Origin of the sequence: Janthinobacterium sp. ROICE36 (assembly GCF_002869965.1) — a bacterium.
Taxonomy (GTDB): domain Bacteria; phylum Pseudomonadota; class Gammaproteobacteria; order Burkholderiales; family Burkholderiaceae_D; genus Janthinobacterium.
In genome coordinates this window covers 23,588-38,127 of record NZ_PEBS01000009.1, presented here as the reverse complement: position 1 = coordinate 38,127, position 14,540 = coordinate 23,588, and the positions used below count along the sequence as shown (strand labels likewise).

17 protein-coding genes are annotated in these 14,540 nt (G+C 59.1%); 12 read left to right on the top strand and 5 right to left on the bottom strand.

The annotated features are described in order from the left end of the window. Window positions 1-2: 2 nt before the first annotated feature. The 4 genes from purN to CSZ94_RS05715 all read left to right on the top strand — a co-directional run bounded on the left by purN (window position 3) and on the right by CSZ94_RS05715 (window position 4,762). A complete protein-coding gene (gene purN / locus CSZ94_RS05730; protein ID WP_102120629.1) occupies window positions 3-611 on the top strand; it encodes a phosphoribosylglycinamide formyltransferase in 609 nt (202 codons plus the stop codon). 21 nt (window positions 612-632) lie between these two features. Further along, complete coding sequence (locus tag CSZ94_RS05725) at window positions 633-1,952, top strand: RsmB/NOP family class I SAM-dependent RNA methyltransferase (protein ID WP_102120628.1); 1,320 nt, start codon at window positions 633-635, stop codon at window positions 1,950-1,952. A gap of 29 nt (window positions 1,953-1,981) precedes the next feature. Next, a complete protein-coding gene (locus CSZ94_RS05720) occupies window positions 1,982-3,421 on the top strand; it encodes a mechanosensitive ion channel family protein (protein WP_258000797.1) in 1,440 nt (479 codons plus the stop codon). A 171-nt stretch (window positions 3,422-3,592) separates the two neighbouring features. Then, the gene (locus tag CSZ94_RS05715) at window positions 3,593-4,762 is read left to right on the top strand and encodes a DesA family fatty acid desaturase (protein ID WP_374703560.1); all 1,170 of its coding nucleotides are present in this window, start codon (window positions 3,593-3,595) and stop codon (window positions 4,760-4,762) included. 134 nt (window positions 4,763-4,896) lie between these two features. Here the strand turns inward: CSZ94_RS05715 and rpmG are convergent, their stop codons facing one another. The 3 genes from rpmG to radC all read right to left on the bottom strand — a co-directional run bounded on the left by rpmG (window position 4,897) and on the right by radC (window position 6,256). Continuing rightward, window positions 4,897-5,064: a 50S ribosomal protein L33 gene (gene rpmG, locus CSZ94_RS05710; protein WP_010400929.1), complete on the bottom strand. Its 168-nt coding sequence runs from the start codon at window positions 5,062-5,064 to the stop codon at window positions 4,897-4,899. 22 nt (window positions 5,065-5,086) lie between these two features. Then, entirely contained in the window at window positions 5,087-5,323 is a 237-nt protein-coding gene (gene rpmB / locus CSZ94_RS05705) for a 50S ribosomal protein L28 (RefSeq protein WP_010400928.1), read from the bottom strand. A 258-nt stretch (window positions 5,324-5,581) separates the two neighbouring features. Further along, window positions 5,582-6,256, bottom strand: coding sequence for a RadC family protein (gene radC, locus CSZ94_RS05700; RefSeq protein ID WP_102120626.1), 675 nt, complete (start codon window positions 6,254-6,256; stop codon window positions 5,582-5,584). 121 nt (window positions 6,257-6,377) lie between these two features. Between radC and CSZ94_RS05695 the strand changes: the two genes are divergently transcribed. Continuing rightward, complete coding sequence (locus tag CSZ94_RS05695; protein ID WP_070224501.1) at window positions 6,378-6,833, top strand: FKBP-type peptidyl-prolyl cis-trans isomerase; 456 nt, start codon at window positions 6,378-6,380, stop codon at window positions 6,831-6,833. A gap of 10 nt (window positions 6,834-6,843) precedes the next feature. Next, a complete protein-coding gene (ispH, locus tag CSZ94_RS05690; protein ID WP_102120625.1) occupies window positions 6,844-7,791 on the top strand; it encodes a 4-hydroxy-3-methylbut-2-enyl diphosphate reductase in 948 nt (315 codons plus the stop codon). Between the two features lie 80 nt (window positions 7,792-7,871). Here the strand turns inward: ispH and CSZ94_RS05685 are convergent, their stop codons facing one another. Further along, on the bottom strand, window positions 7,872-8,090 hold the full coding sequence (locus tag CSZ94_RS05685; RefSeq protein ID WP_070281343.1) for a hypothetical protein: 219 nt from the start codon (window positions 8,088-8,090) through the stop codon (window positions 7,872-7,874). Between CSZ94_RS05685 and CSZ94_RS05680 the strand changes: the two genes are divergently transcribed. From CSZ94_RS05680 to CSZ94_RS05665, 4 genes are read left to right on the top strand one after another with little or no spacing between them, the layout of a single operon-like run. After that, window positions 8,089-9,018: a branched-chain amino acid ABC transporter permease gene (locus CSZ94_RS05680; protein WP_102120624.1), complete on the top strand. Its 930-nt coding sequence runs from the start codon at window positions 8,089-8,091 to the stop codon at window positions 9,016-9,018. The genes CSZ94_RS05685 and CSZ94_RS05680 overlap by 2 nt on opposite strands. Window positions 9,019-9,039: 21 nt before the next feature. Beyond that, window positions 9,040-10,257 (top strand): ABC transporter permease subunit, encoded by a 1,218-nt coding sequence (locus CSZ94_RS05675; RefSeq protein ID WP_102120623.1) that lies wholly within the window; start codon window positions 9,040-9,042, stop codon window positions 10,255-10,257. Window positions 10,258-10,269: 12 nt separating this feature from the next. Further along, a complete protein-coding gene (locus CSZ94_RS05670; protein ID WP_102120622.1) occupies window positions 10,270-11,043 on the top strand; it encodes an ABC transporter ATP-binding protein in 774 nt (257 codons plus the stop codon). Between the two features lie 11 nt (window positions 11,044-11,054). Further along, the gene (locus CSZ94_RS05665; protein WP_102120621.1) at window positions 11,055-11,777 is read left to right on the top strand and encodes an ABC transporter ATP-binding protein; all 723 of its coding nucleotides are present in this window, start codon (window positions 11,055-11,057) and stop codon (window positions 11,775-11,777) included. Between the two features lie 133 nt (window positions 11,778-11,910). Here the strand turns inward: CSZ94_RS05665 and CSZ94_RS05660 are convergent, their stop codons facing one another. Next, entirely contained in the window at window positions 11,911-12,474 is a 564-nt protein-coding gene (locus CSZ94_RS05660) for a phasin family protein (RefSeq protein ID WP_102120620.1), read from the bottom strand. 350 nt (window positions 12,475-12,824) lie between these two features. Here CSZ94_RS05660 and CSZ94_RS05655 point away from each other — a divergent pair, with 350 nt between their 5' ends. Both CSZ94_RS05655 and CSZ94_RS05650 read left to right on the top strand, forming a co-directional pair. Continuing rightward, complete coding sequence (locus CSZ94_RS05655) at window positions 12,825-13,751, top strand: DMT family transporter (protein ID WP_102120619.1); 927 nt, start codon at window positions 12,825-12,827, stop codon at window positions 13,749-13,751. Between the two features lie 46 nt (window positions 13,752-13,797). Continuing rightward, complete coding sequence (locus CSZ94_RS05650) at window positions 13,798-14,517, top strand: nitroreductase (RefSeq protein WP_102120618.1); 720 nt, start codon at window positions 13,798-13,800, stop codon at window positions 14,515-14,517. Window positions 14,518-14,540 lie beyond the last annotated feature (23 nt).

The window sequence follows — 14,540 nt, the reverse complement described above, 5'->3', positions numbered from 1 at the left end:
CTATGAAAAATATCGTTATCCTCATTTCCGGACGCGGCAGCAACATGGAAGCGGTCGTACGCGTGGCGCAAGCCGAGCAATGGCCTGCCCGGATTGCCGCCGTCATCAGTAACCGGGCCGATGCCCAGGGACTGGTTTTTGCCGCGCAACATGGGATAGCGACGGCAGTCGTTGCCAACAAGGATTATGCCAGCCGCGAACAGTTTGATGCGGCGCTGCAAGCCGTGATCGACGGCTACGCCCCCGATCTGGTCGTGCTGGCCGGTTTCATGCGCATCCTGACGCCGCCCTTCGTCGAGCATTACGCGGGGCGCATGCTCAATATCCACCCGTCGCTGCTGCCGCTGTTCCCGGGCATGGCGACGCACCGCCAGGCGCTCCAGGCGGGTGTGACGGAACACGGCGCGACCGTGCATTTCGTCACTGCCGAGCTCGATCATGGCCCGGCCGTGGCGAGCGCCAAAGTCCCCGTCTTGCCGGGCGACACAGAAGACAGCTTATCGGCGCGCGTGCTGGTACAGGAACATCTGCTTTACCCGCGCGCCATCCGCCTGTTCATTGACGATAAACTGTCGGTCGAGCATGGCCAGGTCCGCGTGGACCCTCAATAAAATATTACAGGAAGAATAACAATGAGATTGCCACCAGCGATACTTGCCAATGCTGAAGAAGTATTGCGCGAAATTTTACGTTTCACGGCCCCGGCCGACACCACCCTGTCGCGCTATTTCCGCGACCATCCGCGCCTCGGTTCGCGCGAACGCGGCGCCATCGCCGAAGGCATTTATGCCGTGTTGCGCAACAAATCGTTCTTTACCGATTTCGCCGAAGCGGGCAGTGGCCCGACCATGCGCCGCCTGACCATCCTCGGCCTGGCCGAAGCTGTCGGTGCCGACTCCCTGGGCGGCTTGACGGAAGAAGAAGTCGAATGGCTGGAACGCATCACGCAGATCGACCGCAGCCTGATGCCGGCGAACATGCGCGCCAACATGCCGACCTGGCTGTTCGACAAGCTGATCGCCCAGTTCGGCGAAGCGGAAACCATGAAGCTGACCGATGCGCTGAACGCGCCGGCGCCGCTGGACTTGCGCGTCAATTCGCTCAAGGCCACGCGTGAAGACGTGATGCTGGCCCTGGCCGAAGCACCGATCCTCAGCACGCCGACGCCTTATGCGCCGCTGGGTTTGCGCGTGATCAAGAAGCCTTCGCTGCAAAACATGCCTTTGTTCCAGAGCGGCGCCATCGAAGTGCAAGATGAAGGCAGCCAGATCCTGTCGCAGATCGTCGGCGCCAAGCGCGGCGAGATGGTGGTCGATTTCTGTGCCGGCGCGGGCGGCAAGACCCTGGCGCTGGGCGCGCTGATGCGCAACACGGGCCGTTTGTATGCGTTTGACGTGTCGGAAAAGCGTTTGGCCAAGCTGAAGCCGCGCATGGCCCGCAGCGGCCTGTCGAACGTGCATCCCGTGCAGATCGCGCATGAGCGTGATGCCAAGATCAAGCGCCTGGCCGGCAAGATCGACCGCGTGCTGGTCGATGCCCCGTGCAGCGGCCTGGGCACCCTGCGCCGCAATCCGGACGTGAAATGGCGCCAGCAGCCGAACTCCATCGTCGAACTGCAAGCCAAGCAGGCAGCCATCCTGGCCGGCGCGGCGCGCCTGGTCAAGGGCGGCGGCCGTCTGGTGTACGCCACCTGCAGCTTCCTGAACGAAGAAAACGATTTTATCGCCGAGCAATTCCTGGCCGCGCATCCGGACTTCACCCTGGTGCCGATGAATAAAGTGCTAGCGGAACAGAAGATCGAGCTGGAAATGGGCGATTACCTGAAATTGTTGCCGCACCTGCACCATACCGACGGCTTTTTCGCCGCCGTGTTCGAGCGCAAGATCATGCCGAAAAAAGTCTACGCCGATGAAAAACCGGCCGACGACGTTGACGCTGAACAAGCCGAGTAAGCTAGTCACGGGCGGCCGCTGCACCTGCAGTGGCCGCTTTCAATGCCGCCAGCCCGCCTGGCGGCATGGGCACACCGTCCATCCGTCCCACCTTCCAGCCCCCATCTGCCATGAACGAAACCCCGCTGCTCAACCTGATCACTGATTTTGTCAATGATTTCCGTCAACCGGCCATCCTGTGGCAAGCGTTGGTCATCGTCGCTTGCCTGGCCTTGAGCTGGTTGCTGGTGCGGCAGTTGCGCGAATTCCTGCACCAGCGGGCGGAAGCGGCCGTTGTCCCGGCTACGCCGGAAACCTTGCAGCGCACGGACAGTTTCATCCGCATCCTGACGCCCGTGCTGGCGGCCATGCTGCTGGGCATTGCGCAACATTTCCTGGCCAAGTTCCAGTCGGTGAATCTGCTCAGTATCGCCATTCCCCTGTGCACCTCGATGGCGCTGGTGCGCTTCGGTTTTTATGTGCTGCGCCGCATTTTTGCCCGCCATGGCGACATCAGCCCGACCATGTTGCTGTTGGAAAAGATATTCACGGTCGTGGTGTGGGCCGGCATGGCCCTGTATATCACGGGCCTGTGGCCGGAATTGCATGTATTCCTGGAAAGCATCGTCGTGCCGCTGGGACGCAACAAGGTATCCGTGGCTGCCATCTTGCAAGCCGCTGTTTCGGTGGCCGTGCTGCTGGTGCTGGCCATGTGGGCCGGCACCTCGCTCGACGAGCGCCTGATGAAAATGCCGGGTCTGCACACTTCCTTGCGCGTGGTGATGTCGCGCATGGGGCGCGCCGTGCTGATCCTCGTTTCCGTGCTGGTCAGCCTGTCGCTGGTGGGCATCGACCTGACCGTGCTATCCGTATTTGGCGGTGCCTTCGGCGTGGCGCTGGGCTTTGGCTTGCAAAAGATCGCCGCGAACTTTGTGTCCGGCTTTATCATCTTGCTCGACCGTAGCCTGACCATCGGCGACATGATCACTGTCGGCCAGTTCACGGGCAAAGTCACGCAAATCAATACGCGCTATACTGTGTTACTGGGTGCCGATGGCGTTGAATCCATCGTGCCCAATGAAATGCTGATATCCGGCGGTGTACAAAATATGTCGCTGAGCAATCGTATGATCTGGCTGGGCGTGCCTGTGTCGCTGGGCTATGAAACGGATCTCGACGTCATCTTTCCCTTGCTGGAAGCGGCGACGGCCAAGGTGCCGCGCGTGTCGCAAAGCAAGCCGCCATCGGCCACCCTCGTGCGTTTCGGCGCCGACGGCCTCGACGTGCAGATTGGCTTCTGGATCGCGGATCCGGAAAACGGCACGGGCGGCGTGAAGTCGAATGTGAACCGCGCCATCTGGCGCACCTTGCAGGAACATAAGGTCAGTGTACCGTTTCCGCAACGCGAATTGCGTATTGTTGGTACGCCTCCTGCCCCGCTCGCGGGTGCGGCAGAGGGTGAGTCCGCGCCATCCGGCACCCAGCCATAACCTCGCTGCCCGCCTCCGATTTTGCCTGATAGCACCCATTAGGGCGTACAATTACGTCTAAAATTAACTCTGCCGGACCTCTGGAGTCACTGGAGCGACCGTGCGCATGCCTGTCCACTTGGAGTAGTAGTAATGACATTGAGTTCCGTTTTACACGACGTTTTGCAGTTCATGGCAACTGGCATTACCGATCTGTCCGCATGGCAAGTTTTCCTGTACACCATGCTGGTCACGCACATCACGATCGCCAGCGTCACGATTTACCTGCACCGCCACCAGGCCCACCGGGCGCTGGAGTTGCACGCAATTCCCAGCCATTTCTTCCGTTTCTGGCTGTGGCTGACGACGGGCCAGGTCACCAAGGAATGGGCGGCCATCCACCGCAAGCACCACGCCAAGTGCGATACGGAAGAAGATCCGCACAGCCCCGTGACGCGCGGCATCAAGAAAGTCTTCTGGGAAGGCGCCGAGCTGTACCGCGCTGAATCGAAGAACATGGAAACCATGGCCAAGTACGGTCATGGCACGCCGACGGACTGGATCGAACGCAATCTGTACACCAAATACAGCTGGCTGGGCGTGGTGTCGCTGTTTGTCATCAATTTTGTGTTGTTCGGCGTGATCGGCATTTCCGTGTGGGCCGTGCAAATGATGTGGATCCCGATCACGGCAGCCGGCATCATCAACGGCATCGGCCACTACTGGGGTTACCGCAACTATGATTGCGCCGACGCGGCCACCAACATCATTCCGTTTGGCATCCTGATCGGCGGCGAAGAGTTGCACAACAATCACCATACGTATGCGACGTCGGCCAAGCTGTCGTCGAAATGGTATGAAATCGATATCGGCTGGGCGTATATCCGCGCGCTGGAAATGCTGGGCCTGGCCAAGGTGAAAAAGCTGGCGCCAGAACCGAAGTTCTCGCACGGCAAGCTGGAAGCGGACTTCGAGACCTTGCAATCGGTCATCGCCAACCGCTATGACGTGATGGCCAAGTATGCGAAATCGATCAAGCATGCCTGGAAGGAAGAGCTGGAACACCTGAAGAACAAGGCCGAACTGGAAAAGCGTTTCCTCAAGTCGTCGCGCAAGCTGATGCAGCGTGAGCCGGGCAAGCTGGCCGATGCGCAGCACGAGCAGTTATCTGAATTGTTCCAGCACAGCAAGGCGCTGGAAACCATGCACCACATGCGCGTGGAACTGGGCGCCATCTGGGAGCGTTCCCACTTTACGCGCGAGCAATTGCTGCAGAAGCTGCAAGACTGGTGCACGCGCGCCGAAGCGTCGGGCATCGAGTCGCTGCAGGATTTCTCCTTGCGCCTGCGCAGTTATGCATAAGTAAGCTGCTGCATATCAAGACCCTGGTTTCCAGGGTTTTTTTTCGCCTTGGCAAAGGGCGAGGGTGGCGTAAATAATCAGGACGAAAAAAAACCGCTCATCGGAGCGGCTCTTTTTACAGAACACAATATCAATTACTTGATTTTGGTTTCTTTGTACGTTACGTGCTTGCGTGCTTTAGGATCAAATTTCATGATCTCCATTTTCGCAGGCGTCGTACGCTTGTTTTTGGTAGTCGTGTAGAAGTGACCCGTACCGGCGGTCGATTCTAACTTGATTTTGTCGCGGCCTGATTTTGCCATGATAGCTCCCTTATTCTGCTAATTAGACTTTTTCGCCACGAGCGCGCATATCGACCAATACGGCGTCGATGCCGACTTTATCGATGACGCGCAGACCGGCGTTGGACAAACGCAGGGAGACCCAGCGGTTTTCAGATTCAACAAAAATACGACGATTCTGCAAGTTAGGCAAAAAACGACGTTTGGTTTTGTTGTTTGCATGGGAAACATTGTTGCCGACCATCGGCTTCTTCCCAGTGACTTGGCAAACACGTGCCATGGCGCACTCCTTAAAGATATTCCAAATTGGAAAAACGAGAGTATATCCAAAATAAGCAGATTTATCAATGACTTGCGAAAAACAATTGTGTCATGTTGTATTGAAATAATTTAACAATTTGACTTTTACCTTTCTTCATAGGGAAGAGCACTGGTAAGCAGCGCTGTTTACTGTTAGATAAGCGCCTTGCTGCGGTCACGTATGTCCTTGTTTACACATGGTTAACTGATAATTGACCGCTGCCATGCCGCGTCTGCGCTAGATCTGGCCGTGCTCTGCAAACGAATGCACTTGCCGCCCGGCCACGACGAAATGGTCGAGGATGCGCACGTCCACCAGCGACAATGCCTGCACCAGCGCGCGCGTCAGTAATAAATCCGATTCGCTCGGTTCCGGCGTGCCGGACGGGTGGTTGTGGGCCAGCATGACGCTGGCCGCGTTGTGCAGCAGCGCCTGTTTGACCACTTCGCGCGGGTACACGCTGGTATGGGTGAGGGTGCCGCGAAACATTTCCCGGGCCGTGATCAGGCGATTCTTGACGTCCAAAAACAACACGTGAAATGCTTCATGCGGCAGGTTGCCCAGGGTCAGGCGCAGGTAATCCTTGACGGCGTGCGGCGAATTGAGCGCCTGGCCCGTCTGCAAGTCCTCGATGATGGCGCGCCGCGCCAGTTCCATTACCGCTTGTAGCTGGGCAAACTTGGCGCTGCCCATGCCATGCACGGCGGAAAAACTCACCAGGCTGGCGCCGAACAGGCCCCGCAGGGAACCGAAGTGCTCCACCGTGTCGCGCGCCAGTTCCACCGCGCTCTTGCCGCGCACGCCCGTGCGCAGGAAGACGGCCAGCAATTCCGCATCCGACAGCGATTGCGCGCCATCCTCGATCAGGCGTTCGCGTGGCCGTTCGCTGGCGGGCCAATCCTTGATGCCCATGCTGTTCTCCTGTTTGTCACCGGCGCGTGCCCCAGCATGGTCTTCTTTGACGAAGCCATGGCGCAGGCGCGGCCAGTGTGGCTTACAATATCGTTTTGCATCAGCTACTTGAAAACTCACTATGTCCAACGAGCAACCAGCAGTCGTCACCGAAGCGGCTTACCTCACCCTGCATTATCGTCTTGCTACTGTTGACGGTACTGATATTGTCACTACCTTTAGTGGAAATCCTGCTACCTTGATGCTGGGACAGGGCCAGTTGGCGCCATTCCTCGAGCAGCGCCTGCTGGGCTTGCCTGAAGGCACGCACCAGACGTTCGAGCTGGCCGCCGGCGAAGGCTTTGGCGAGCGCAATCCCGAGCTGGTGCAGTCGGTTTCGCGCGCCACCCTGGACGAGAACTCGGTGCCGGGCGCCGACTACAAGATCGGCGACCTGGTCGACTTTGCCGCGCCGGGCGGCGGCCGCTTTGCCGGCGTGCTGCGTGAAATGCGCGAGGACTCGGCCCTGTTCGACTTCAATCATCCGCTGGCCGGCCAGCCGCTGCGCTTTGAAGTCAAGCTCATTTCGGTGTTGTGAAGGAATAGCGATGGATAAAGAACTGTTACTGGCCCAGCCCCGCGGTTTCTGCGCTGGCGTCGACCGGGCGATTGAAATCGTCGAGCGTGCCTTGCAGCAATTTGGCGCACCGATCTACGTGCGCCATGAAATCGTCCACAACGCCTATGTGGTGGCCGACTTGCGCAACAAGGGCGCCATCTTCATCGACGACCTCGATGACGTGCCTGCTGGCAATACGCTCGTGTTTTCCGCCCATGGCGTGTCGAAAGCCGTGCGCGCCGAGGCGGAATCGCGCGGCCTGAGCATTTTTGATGCGACTTGCCCGCTGGTCACCAAGGTGCACATGGAAGTGGGCAAGATGCGCCGCGAAGGCCGCGAGATCATCATGATCGGCCACGATGGCCACCCAGAGGTGGAAGGCACGATGGGCCAGGCCGATATGGGCATGCATCTGGTGGAGACGCTCGAAGATGTGGCGGCATTGCAGGTTGCCAATCCGGACAGCCTGGCCTATGTTTCGCAAACAACGTTGTCAGTTGACGACACTCGCGACATTATCGAGGCCTTGAAGCTGAAATATCCGAACATCGCCGAGCCGAAAAAAGGCGACATCTGCTACGCCACCACCAATCGCCAGGAAGCCGTGAAATTCATGGCGCCGCAAGTGGAAGTGGTGATCGTCGTGGGCAGCCCGAACAGCTCGAATTCGAACCGTTTGCGCGAAGTGGCCGAGAAGATGGGCACGCCTGCCTACATGGTCGACAATGCTTCGCAGATCGACCCCGCCTGGCTGGAAGGCAAGCTGCGCGTGGGTGTGACGGCTGGCGCCTCGGCACCCGAGGTGCTGGTGCAAGCCGTCATCGACCGCTTGAAAGAGTGCGGCGTGAAGAGCGTGCGTCCGCTCGACGGCGTGCAGGAAGCCGTCACGTTCCCGATGCCGAAAGGCCTCGATGGCCTCAAGCGCGACGTCGCCTGAGTGTGTAGGGCAATTGAGTATCAATGAAATAAGCACCTCAAAACCGAATTTAATTCGGAAATGATTGATTTATTCCAAGCTTAGTTTTTGCAAAAGATCGTTATGATTGCCTCAAGCTTGAATATGTTGTCGTTATGACTAAGCAAGGTCACGCCCGTTTTGAGTGCGTGCACCATGCTGGTGAGAACGGTCCAGGGATGGCACTGCAGGAATTCTTCCTCCGGTGCCGTTTTTGTATCAGCACCCCATGTTCTGGCGGATGTTGTTCCCGAAAAATGCATATTTGATAGGGCAATCATGGATACATTCATCCAGCAGATCATTAACGGCTTGGTGCTGGGCAGCATGTATGCCTTAGTCGCCCTCGGTTACACGATGGTGTACGGCGTCTTGAACCTGATCAACTTCGCCCACGGCGATGTGCTCATGATCGGCGCCATGGTGGGCTTGACCATCCTCAAGCTGCTGGGCATCTATGTGCCGGACTGGCCCGGCTATTTGAAACTGGCCACCGCCATCCTCGGCGCCATTCCCATCTGTATTCTGGTCAACATCATCATCGAGCGGGTTGCCTACCGCCGCCTGCGCAACGCCCCCCGCCTCGCCCCCCTGATTACCGCCATCGGCGTCTCCATCCTGTTGCAAACCTTTGCCATGATGATCTGGACGCGCAATCCCTTGCCCTTTCCCCAATTGCTGTCGACCGACCCTATCAATATAGGCGGCGCCGTGATTTCGCAAACGCAAGTATTGCTGCTGGCCCTGGCTGCCCTGTCGATGGGCGGCTTGGTGTTGCTGGTGGAAAAAACGAAAATGGGCCGCGCCATGCGCGCCACGGCGGAAAACCCCCGCGTGGCGGGCCTCATGGGCGTCGATTCCGACAAGGTCATTGTTGCCACCTTTGCCATCGGCGCCGCGTTGGCGGCCGTGGCGGGTGTGATGTGGGGCGCCAATTATGCATCCATTCAATTTTCCATGGGCGCCATCCCCGGCTTGAAGGCCTTTTGCGCGGCCGTGCTGGGCGGCATCGGCAATATCTATGGCGCCATGTTGGGGGGGATTTTGCTGGGCCTCATCGAGAGTCTGGGCGCCGGTTATATCGGCGACCTCACGGGCGGTTTCCTCGGCAGCCACTACCAGGATATCTTTGCCTTCGTCGTGCTGATCATCGTGTTGACCCTGCGCCCGTCCGGCATCATGGGCGAAAGAGTGGCCGACCGTGCCTGATGTGAAACTGGGAGATTAATCATGGCATTACTCGATTTCGACGCAAAAAAGAATCCCGCCAAGGCTTACGCCGGCATGCTGGGCCTGGCAGCGCTGCTGATGGTGTTCCCGTTTTTTGCCGCGCAGTTCGGCAACTCGTGGGTGCGCATCATCGACATGGCCTTGCTGTACATCATGCTGGCCCTGGGCCTGAACATCGTCGTCGGCTTTGCCGGCCTGCTCGACCTCGGTTATATCGCCTTCTATGCCGTGGGGGCTTACCTGACGGCCTTGCTGGCGTCGCCGCAGTTCGCCATCCTGCTCGAATCGGTGGTGAATCAATATCCGGTGCTGGGTGCAACCCTGGTACAGCTGATGGGGCCTGAAATCCGCGAAAACGGCATCCATCTGTCGATCTGGCTCATCGTGCCGCTGGCCGCGTTTGTGGCCGGCCTGTTCGGCGCCTTGCTGGGCGCGCCGACCTTGAAGCTGCGCGGCGACTATCTGGCCATCGTGACCCTGGGCTTTGGCGAGATCATCCGCATCTTCATGAACAATTTGAACGACCCCATCAATTTCACGAATGGGCCGCAAGGCATCAATCTGATCGATCCCATCCGCATCTTCGGCGTCAACCTGGCCGGCGAGGCGGGCACCAATAGCACCGTCGTGGTCGGCGGCTTTTCCATGCCGTCCGTGAACGCCTATTACTTTTTGTTCCTCTTCCTGTGCATCGCCGTCGTGTTCGTCACCAAGCGCCTGCAGCATTCGCGCCTGGGCCGTGCCTGGGTGGCCATCCGCGAAGACGAGATCGCCGCGAAAGCCATGGGCATCAACACGCGCAACGTCAAACTGCTGGCCTTTTCCATGGGCGCCTCGTTCGGCGGCGTGGCCGGTGCCATGTTTGCCTCGTTCCAGGGCTTTGTTTCGCCCGAATCGTTCTCGCTGACGGAATCGATCGCCGTGCTGGCCATGGTGGTGCTGGGCGGCATCGGCCATATCCCCGGTGTGATCCTCGGCGGCGTCATCCTCGCCTCGATACCCGAAGTGCTGCGCCACGTGGTGGAACCTGCCCAGCAGGCGCTGTTCGGCCACGTGATAATCGAGGCGGAAGTGCTGCGCCAGCTGCTGTACGGCCTGGCCATGGTCTTGATCATGCTCAACCGTCCCGCCGGATTGTGGCCATCGCCGAAGCACGAGGACCGGCCCGACCACGATGTGGACCAGCCGAATAAATCCACCGGCGTCGTGTCCGCTTAAGGGAGGGCTAGCATGAGCGAACAGATCATTCTCAACATTGCCGGCGTGAATAAGCGTTTCGGCGGCTTGCAGGCGCTGACCGACGTGGGCATTACCATCCGGCAGGGGCAAATTTACGGTTTGATCGGCCCGAACGGTGCCGGCAAGACCACCTTTTTCAATGTCATCACGGGTCTGTACCAGCCCGACACGGGCACCTTCGAGCTGGCCGGCAAGCCGTATTCGCCGTCTGCGCCGCACAAGGTGGCCAAGGCAGGCATCGCCCGCACTTTTCAGAACATTCGCCTGTTTGGCGACATGACGGCGCTGGAAAACGTCATGGTAGGGCGCCATGTACGCTCGCACCAGGGCGTGTTCGGCGCCATTTTCCGCCACAAGGCGGCGCGTGAGGAAGAGGCGTCCATACGCAAGCGGGCGATGGAATTGCTCGATTTCGTTGGCATCGCCCAGTTTGCCAATCGCACGGCGCGCTTCTTATCGTATGGCGACCAGCGGCGCCTGGAAATCGCCCGCGCGCTGGCCACCGATCCTACTCTGCTGGCCCTCGACGAGCCGGCGGCCGGCATGAATGCGACGGAAAAGCTGGCCCTGCGCGAGTTGCTGGTAAAAATCAAGGCCGAAGGCAAGACCGTGCTGTTGATCGAGCACGACGTGAAACTGATGATGGGGCTGTGCGACTGCATCACGGTGCTCGAATATGGCAAGCGCATCGCCGAAGGCTTGCCAGCCGAAATACAACAAAACCCGGCCGTCATCGAGGCTTACCTGGGGGGATCGCACGCATGACTGAGAATGGCTTGAACAAGAATGTACTCAAGGTCGCGGGCCTGCACGTGGCGTACGGCGGCATCAAGGCGGTGAAAGGCATCGACCTGGAAGTCAATCAGGGCGAACTGATCGCCCTGATCGGCGCAAACGGCGCCGGCAAGACGACGACCTTGAAAGCCATCACGGGCACCTTGCCCGCCTGCAAGGTCGCGGGGACGATCAGCTACCTGGGCGAGTCGCTCAAGGGCACGAAATCGTTTCACCTGGTGGAAAGGAAATTGGCCATGGTGCCGGAAGGGCGGGGCGTGTTTACCCGCATGTCGATCCGCGAAAACCTCATGATGGGCGCCTACACGCGCACGGACAAGGCGGGTGTCGAAGACGATATCGCCCGCTGGTTCGACGTGTTTCCGCGCCTGAAGGAGCGGGCGGCGCAGATGGCCGGTACCCTGTCGGGCGGAGAGCAGCAGATGCTGGCCATGGCGCGCGCGCTGATGAGCCATCCGACACTGCTGCTGCTCGATGAGCCATCGATGGGCTTGTCTCCCATCATGGTGGAAAAAATCTTCGAGGTGATCCGCAAGGTGTCGTCCGAAGGCATCACGATTTTGCTGGTCGAACAGAATGCCCGCCTGGCCCTGCAAGCGGCGCACTGCGGCTATGTGATGGATTCCGGGCTCGTCACCATGGGTGGCAACGCGGCCGCCATGCTCGATGACCCGCGCGTGAAGGCGGCGTATCTGGGCGAGTAATCGCGTTCAGTAAGTGTTCAGGCATAAAAAATGCCCCAGCTGGGCTGGGGCATAATGGCATCCGTCGGGGAGGTGCGGGATGGATGCCTGGAGGAGCTGGTAACAGCGGACCGCCGTCGCGGTCGCGCCAGAATTACTTGGCCGTGCGCGGAACGGCTTTTTCAGCCGCTTGCGTGAACTGGTTCACGGCCGATGTCAGGTTCGCTTCGATGGTTTCGACGGCTTGCTTGCTGGTTTTCGAGAATTGCTCGTAGCCTGCATTGGCATTGCCGATGGCGCTTTTCAGCATGGCGACGGCGTTTTCCGAACCGGCTGGCGCGTTCTTGGTCACTTCTTCCACCAGGGACAGGACTTTGCGGTTGGTTTCAGCGATTTGCGATTCAGCTGCTTTGCTGAACTCGGCTTGGGTGCCGGACGTGATGGCAACCAGGTGACGACCGTAAGCGACGGCTTTTTCAGCGCTAGGCTGGGCTTGAGCAGCGCTCAGCGAGAAGAATTCTTGTGGATCTTTTGCCGACAGCAATTGCTTGGCGGCAGCCGTCGATTCTTCCAGCGTTGCCTTGGCAGCGGTCAGGTTCAGTTCGACGATCTTTTCGATGCCTTCGAAGGCTTTGCTCGTCAGCGACGAGAAAAGGGCGAATTGGGCTTCCAGGTTGGTTTTGGTAGCGGACGAAAATTGCTCAGGAATTGAAAACATATAAATCTCCAAAAAATCGAAATCTGGTTAATTTGATGCTGCGTGTACCGTTTGGGAAAGCAGGTGAATCTAAATTTTCAAGCTGAACAAGAATTGTGCAACGCAACAAACCCTATTCTACGGTGAAAAAAAACGAAGTCAAGCGATTTTTGTGCGATGCAACAATTGAATAGATTTGCATCAAAAGTCATTGTTTCTAAAGGGAAATATTTGATTTCTACGTGTCAATAGTTTGTGCTTAAACTATCGTTTCCAGGGGCGGCAGGGACGATCGCGGCGCAGCATGCTAGACTTTGTCTCCCGCACTGGCGTAGCGCCCCCGTGCCGATCCCGTTTCCCGTGTTGATACCATGTCCAATCTTCCCGCCGCGGCTGGCACCAGCGGCAAAGCCCCCAAAGCCCCTTTCTTGACGACCCTGGCGCCGATGGCCTTGCCCGGCTTCTTCGTGTTGTTATGGAGCACAGGTTTTATTGTTGCCAAGTTTGGCCTGCCGTACGCGCCGCCGCTGACCTTTTTGTTGCTGCGCTTTCTTGGCGTGCTGGCGATCCTGCTGCCGCTGGTGCTGCTGTTGCGCGCGCCGTGGCCCGTGGGACAGTTCCGCCAGATCGCCGTGGCTGGCATCCTGATGCAGGCCGGCTATCTGGCCGGCGTCTGGTGCGCCATCAAGCTGGGCATGCCGGCCGGCCTGTCCGCGTTGATCGTGGGCATGCAGCCCGTGCTGACGGCGTGCGCCGCGCCCCTGATCGGCGAATCCGTGCGTCCGCGCCAGTGGCTGGGCCTATTCTTTGGCCTGCTGGGCGTGGCCCTCGTCGTGTATGCCAAGATCAATCTCGTGGGCCTGACCGTGGACAGCGTGCTGCTGTGCGTGTTCGCGCTGCTGTCGATGACGGCCGGCACCATGTACCAAAAACGCCATTGTCCTCAATTCGACTTGCGCACCGGCACGGTGGTGCAGTTTGCCGCCTCTATCGTGGTGGTGTTGCCGTTTGCCCTGTATTACGAAGGACTGGATGGGCATTTCAGTAGTGTGCAATGGACGGCGAATTTCATAGGCGCCTTGCTGTGGTCGGTACTTGTGCTGTCCATCGGCGCCATCTTCCTGCTGTTTGCCCTGATCCGTCGCAGCGATGCGACGAAAGTGACGGGCTTGCTGTACCTGACGCCGCCCACGACGGCCGTGATGGCCTGGCTGATGTTTGGCGAAGCATTTAATATGCTGGGCATCGCCGGCATGCTGGTGGCCGTGGTCGGCGTGGTATTTGTCGTCAAGAAATAGCGCATCAGCTGGAGAACAAGCAGATAACAAGCGGGAGAGCAGGACAGTGAGCAAGCAAGCATCTGAAACACCGTCGGCGCAGCAAGCGGTGGACGCCGTCATTGTGTCGCGCCGGTCGATCCGCGCCTTCCTGCCCACGCCGGTGGCGCAGGACGATATTGCGCGCATCCTGGAAGTGGCGGCGCGCGCGCCTTCGGGCGCCAACATGCAGCCGTGGAAAGTGTATGTGCTGTCGGGCGAAGCGCGCCTGCGCCTGTCGCGCCGCATCCTCGATGCCTATGCCGCACCCAAGGCGCCCGATGCGCCCGCGCGCACGGCGTCGTATATCTATTACCCGCGCCAGTGGACGGCGCCGTTCATCGAGCGCCGCCGCAAGATCGGCCTGGACCTGTACCAGCTGCTGGGCCTGCAGCGGGGCGACACGGTCGGCATGGCGGCCCAGCATGGACGCAATTTCCAGTTTTTCGATGCGCCCGTGGGCCTGATCTTTACCATCGAACGGGTACTGGAGCAGGGCTCCTGGCTCGACTACGGCATGTTCTTGCAAAACATCATGCTGGCGGCGCGCGCGCGGGGACTCGATACCTGCCCGCAAGCGGCCTTCATCCACTACCATGACATCATCCGCGAGGAACTGGGCGTGCCGGCCAGCGAAATGGTGGTGTGCGGCATGGCGCTCGGCTATGCCGATCCGGACAAGATCGAGAACCGCTTGAACACGGAACGCGAGCCGCTGGCCGGCTTTGTTAAATTCATGGACAAATAGACACGCCAGCGATTTGCGCAAGC

Coding starts and splice junctions, on each gene's coding strand:
- purN (WP_102120629.1), top strand. CDS start 3: ATGAAAAATATCGTTATCCTCATTTCCGGACGCGGCAGCAACATGGAA.
- CSZ94_RS05725 (WP_102120628.1), top strand. CDS start 633: ATGAGATTGCCACCAGCGATACTTGCCAATGCTGAAGAAGTATTGCGC.
- CSZ94_RS05715 (WP_374703560.1), top strand. CDS start 3,593: ATGGCAACTGGCATTACCGATCTGTCCGCATGGCAAGTTTTCCTGTAC.
- rpmG (WP_010400929.1), bottom strand. CDS start 5,064: ATGGCAAAATCAGGCCGCGACAAAATCAAGTTAGAATCGACCGCCGGT.
- rpmB (WP_010400928.1), bottom strand. CDS start 5,323: ATGGCACGTGTTTGCCAAGTCACTGGGAAGAAGCCGATGGTCGGCAAC.
- radC (WP_102120626.1), bottom strand. CDS start 6,256: ATGGGCATCAAGGATTGGCCCGCCAGCGAACGGCCACGCGAACGCCTG.
- CSZ94_RS05695 (WP_070224501.1), top strand. CDS start 6,378: ATGTCCAACGAGCAACCAGCAGTCGTCACCGAAGCGGCTTACCTCACC.
- ispH (WP_102120625.1), top strand. CDS start 6,844: ATGGATAAAGAACTGTTACTGGCCCAGCCCCGCGGTTTCTGCGCTGGC.
- CSZ94_RS05680 (WP_102120624.1), top strand. CDS start 8,089: ATGGATACATTCATCCAGCAGATCATTAACGGCTTGGTGCTGGGCAGC.
- CSZ94_RS05685 (WP_070281343.1), bottom strand. CDS start 8,090: ATGATTGCCCTATCAAATATGCATTTTTCGGGAACAACATCCGCCAGA.
- CSZ94_RS05675 (WP_102120623.1), top strand. CDS start 9,040: ATGGCATTACTCGATTTCGACGCAAAAAAGAATCCCGCCAAGGCTTAC.
- CSZ94_RS05670 (WP_102120622.1), top strand. CDS start 10,270: ATGAGCGAACAGATCATTCTCAACATTGCCGGCGTGAATAAGCGTTTC.
- CSZ94_RS05660 (WP_102120620.1), bottom strand. CDS start 12,474: ATGTTTTCAATTCCTGAGCAATTTTCGTCCGCTACCAAAACCAACCTG.
- CSZ94_RS05655 (WP_102120619.1), top strand. CDS start 12,825: ATGTCCAATCTTCCCGCCGCGGCTGGCACCAGCGGCAAAGCCCCCAAA.